This window comes from Kribbella albertanoniae, assembly GCF_004348455.1.
Taxonomy (GTDB): Bacteria; Actinomycetota; Actinomycetes; order Propionibacteriales; family Kribbellaceae; genus Kribbella; species Kribbella albertanoniae.
The window spans coordinates 1-3,907 of record NZ_SMKA01000442.1; the positions used below are offsets into that span (position 1 = coordinate 1).

Here is a 3,907-nt window from a genome sequence, read left to right on the forward strand (position 1 = left end):
GCCACTTGGGGGTGCGGAGACCGCGTGCTGGGGCTTGAACAAGGAATGACGTGTTCACGCCCACCGGCTCCTGTTCAACCCACGGTTGTTGGCGGGGCAGGCGACCAGAGGTGGATTTCGCCTGGGCTTCCGGGCTGTGGTTGCGGCCCGGAACGAGGGGATCTCCCCTCAGGTTGCCCCTTCTCCCCTGAAAATATGACCAGAGAAGGGTCCACTTGAATGGATAGCCGCTCAAATTCCTGCGGGCAGGGACGGATGGCCGCCGCGTCGGCGTACGAACCGGGGTTAGGAGCGGATGATGCCTTGGGTGGTGGTGTGGTTGCCGTCCCAGTCGCCGACGAGGGGGCGGTCGCCGGGGTCGCCGTACCGGATCTTCTCGGTGGTTTCGGTGGGGTCGATTCCGCTCATGCGGAAGTAGAAGGTGGCGTTGGCGGGGTTGTAGAGGCCTGGCTCGTCGCGGCCGTCGCCGTTCCAGTCGCCGGCCGTCGGCTTCCAGTAGGGGTCGCCGTAGACGAGGGAGCGGGTGGTGCCGTCGGCGAGGCGGAGGTCGAAGGTGGCCTGGGCCGCGCGATAGACGCCCACGTCGTCGACACCGTCACCGTTCCAGTCGCCGACGAGAGGAGTCTGGTACGGCGTGCCGTAGGCGAGCGTGGTTGTCGTTCCGTCGGCCGCGCGTTTGGTGAACGTGCCGGTGGACGGGGTGTAGGTGCCGGCCTCGTCCGTACCGTCGCCGTTCCAGTCACCGACGATCGGCTTGTCGCCCAGTGTGCCGAGGGCGATGGTGACCTGGCCGACGCCACCGTTGAAGTTGTTGCTCAGGAAGAACTTGTTGTCGTCCGGGCTGTACGCGCCCGGGGTGTCGCCGGCCACGCCGTCCCAGTTGCCGGCCAGCGGGACCATCGGAGTGTTGCCATAGGCAAAGGCCGGGATGGTCGCCGTCCCCGAGGTTCTGCTGTTCGACAGGTACCAGTTGTAGACGCAGACGGCCGCGGGTGCAGCAGTGGGTGCCTCCTTGTGAGAGAAGGCTTGAGGAACCGCGATCACGGCCGCGGCGACAGCAGCTGCGACGCCGCCGGTGATGATTTGGCCGAGGAGCTGGGTGCGCATCTCGTCCCCCTTACGCGTCGAGCCGGTACAGGGCCGCGGCCCCGGGTGCCAGGGTGGCGACGATCTTGGTCTTGTCCGCCTGCGCGGTGTACGCGCGGGTCGCCGGATCGAAGACCGAGACCTTGGTGACCGTTGCCTGGTTCAACGAAACCGTCGTGGTCCCGCTCGCACCGGACTGGCGGTTGGCGATCAGCAACCAGCGGGTCTTGGCGGCATCGGTCGGCCGGAACAACCCGAGCACCGCGGGACTCCCCGCCGTACCGCTGAGGTACGTGCCTGGAGTGAAACCGGCCGTGCCTGGTGGTGGCGTGTGGTTCGCGTGCACAGCCAGTTCGGAGACCAACGGTTTGAGCTCGGCGCCGACCTGGCGGAGCCAGCTCGTGTTGATGGTCTTCGCGGCGTCGTACAGCGGCGTGTGCGTGCCGTCGAGGGTGGTGAGCGCGCGACCGAAGTTCTCACCTCGAGCGGGGTCGGGCTGCCAGTAGGTGAAGTACTGGATGCCCTTGCAGCCGTAGGCGAGGCTGGTGTTGATGTTCCACAGCAGCTCGGCCTGGGTCGGGAACCGGTGCCCGGAGTACTCGACGCTCTGCACGAACACCCAGGAAGGAATGTTCGCGCGCAGCGCCTCGGAGCGGATGATCGCCCAGTTCTCGAAGTAGCCCGGGTCCTCGCCCGAGGTCAGCAACGGATAGCGGTCGTACGACAGCATCGGCGGATGGCAGAGGTCGACGTACCGGCGGACCATCGCCCGGTAGCCGTCGCCGTTGCCGGGCACCAAGTTCGAGTACGGCGTGTACGTCGGCGCCTGCTCGCGCGCGATCGCGAACGCCTTGCCCAGCGAGGGGACCTGCGCCTCCGGCAGTTCGTCGCCGAGACTGAAGCCGGCGAACGACTCGAAACCGCGGTACTGGTTCAGCGCGTTGGTCAGCAGCGTCCGGGCGTCCGCGGTGGTGATCGACATCGGGACCGACCGGTCGTCGCTGATCGTGAACCGGCGCGCCATGTTCTGCACATCGGGATCGCTGGACACCAGCACCTTCAGCCCGACCTGCTCGGCGATCGCCAGCGTGTGCCGGATGATCGCCTGATCGTCCACGTAGTTGCCGGTGATCACGAAGTTGAACCCGGCGGTGCGGATCTCGCCGTACCGCTCGACCGTCGTCTGGTACGGCGGCGGTGGCCAGAACACGCCGATCGGGAACTCGGCCCCACCGACCAGCGGCAGGTCGACACACGCGGCCGCCGGCGCCGTGGCCGCTGCGGGAACCTTCGCGGAACCGGTCAGACGATGAGCGAGCGGAAGCGGAGCGGCGGCCAGCGCCCCGATGACGGCGCCGCGCAGCACCGCCCGCCGGCCGAACCCGGCTGCCCTGTGTTCAGGAATCATCATGCTCCTTCTCTCTGGTCACGACGCAGACCAGAACAGCCGAAGCTCTCACGCAGGGCAATCCCTTTGACCCAGAACGTAGTGAACGGTTCGCGACCAGTTCCGGACAGCCGATGCACAGCCGCTGCAACCAGCTTTGGTTGCTCCAGGTAGTCTCGTTCTTTGGTGCCCGGGCGAGCGGGTTGCCGTGTCGACGGGGTGGGTACGAGGAACGGATGTTGATCGCAGGGCGGTACCGGCTGGGCGCGTCTCTCGGACGTGGCGGCATGGGGGAGGTCCATCGCGCCACCGACGAGGCACTGGGCCGGGTGGTCGCGGTGAAGACGATGCTCCGGTCCAGTGCGGACCCGTCGGCCTCCGAGCGTTTCCGGCGAGAGGCACGGGCGGCCGCGCGGTTGAGCGATCCGCATATCGTCGCGGTGTACGACTTCGGCCAGCACGACGACGCGTTCTACCTGGTGATGGAGCTGGTCGAGGGACGTTCGGTCGCCGGGGAGCTGGCCGCTAGCGGACCGCTGTCCTGGCAGCGAGCGACCGCGATCGTCGAGCAGGCTGCGGCCGGGCTGATGGCCGCGCACGCGCAGGATGTCGTTCATCGCGATATCAAGCCCAGCAATCTGCTGGTCGCGGCGGACGGGACGGTCAAGGTCGCGGACTTCGGCATCGCGCAGATGCCCGGGGCCGAGACCAGCGAGCTGACGATGACCGGTCAGATCCTGGGTAGTCCCTATTACTTGGCGCCGGAGCGTGCGCAGGGTCAGCAGTCCGGCCCCGAAGCCGACATCTACGCGCTGGGATGTGTCCTGTACGAGCTGGTCACCGGCCGGCCGCCGTTCATGGGCGATCATCCGACGGCGGTGCTCTACCAGCACGTGGACGCCGAGCCGGTTCCGCCTAGTGAGCTCCGCCCAGAGTTGGCTGGGCCGTTCGAGGGCGTGCTGTTGCAGATGCTCGCGAAGGATCCGGCGCAGCGGCCGACGGCCGCGCAACTCGCTGCGGGCAAGTGGTCGCCGGTTGTCACCGATCGGCCGACCGAAGCACTCGCCCCAATACCAGCACCCGTGCCCGCGGTGCCGGCGAAGGCCGGGCCGCAGCAACGGACGACCTGGATGATCGCCGCCGCCAGCGTGCTCATCATCGCCGGTGCGATCACCGCTGCCATCCTGCTGCAGAGCCGGGGCAACGACCTGCCTCCGACGGTCGACATCGGCCCGCGGCCGAGTACGAGTGTCAGTACGTCGAACACGCCGTACCCGAGTGAGTCCACGCAGTCCACCGTGCCGACGCGGCAACCATCGACGACACCGTCGCCCACGCCGACCCCGACCCCGACACCCACTCCCACGGCGCCGACCAGTACGCCGCCCACGGTCTCACCGACCCCCACGCCGCGGTCGACGCCGACTCCCACCC

Annotated in this window: 3 protein-coding genes; 1 reads left to right on the forward strand and 2 read right to left on the reverse strand. The window is 68.0% G+C overall.

Features of this window, described 5'->3' with window-relative positions:
* Nucleotides 1-285: 285 nt before the first annotated feature.
* Nucleotides 286-1,107: a hypothetical protein gene (locus E1261_RS43705; RefSeq protein WP_132416105.1), complete on the reverse strand. Its 822-nt coding sequence runs from the start codon at nucleotides 1,105-1,107 to the stop codon at nucleotides 286-288.
* 10 nt (nucleotides 1,108-1,117) lie between these two features.
* Complete coding sequence (locus E1261_RS43710) at nucleotides 1,118-2,497, reverse strand: hypothetical protein (protein ID WP_238176829.1); 1,380 nt, start codon at nucleotides 2,495-2,497, stop codon at nucleotides 1,118-1,120.
* 212 nt (nucleotides 2,498-2,709) lie between these two features.
* On the opposite strand from E1261_RS43710, the gene E1261_RS43715 reads away from it, so the two are divergent.
* The coding region (locus E1261_RS43715; RefSeq protein ID WP_132416107.1) for a serine/threonine-protein kinase at nucleotides 2,710-3,907 on the forward strand (1,198 nt) is incomplete at its 3' end.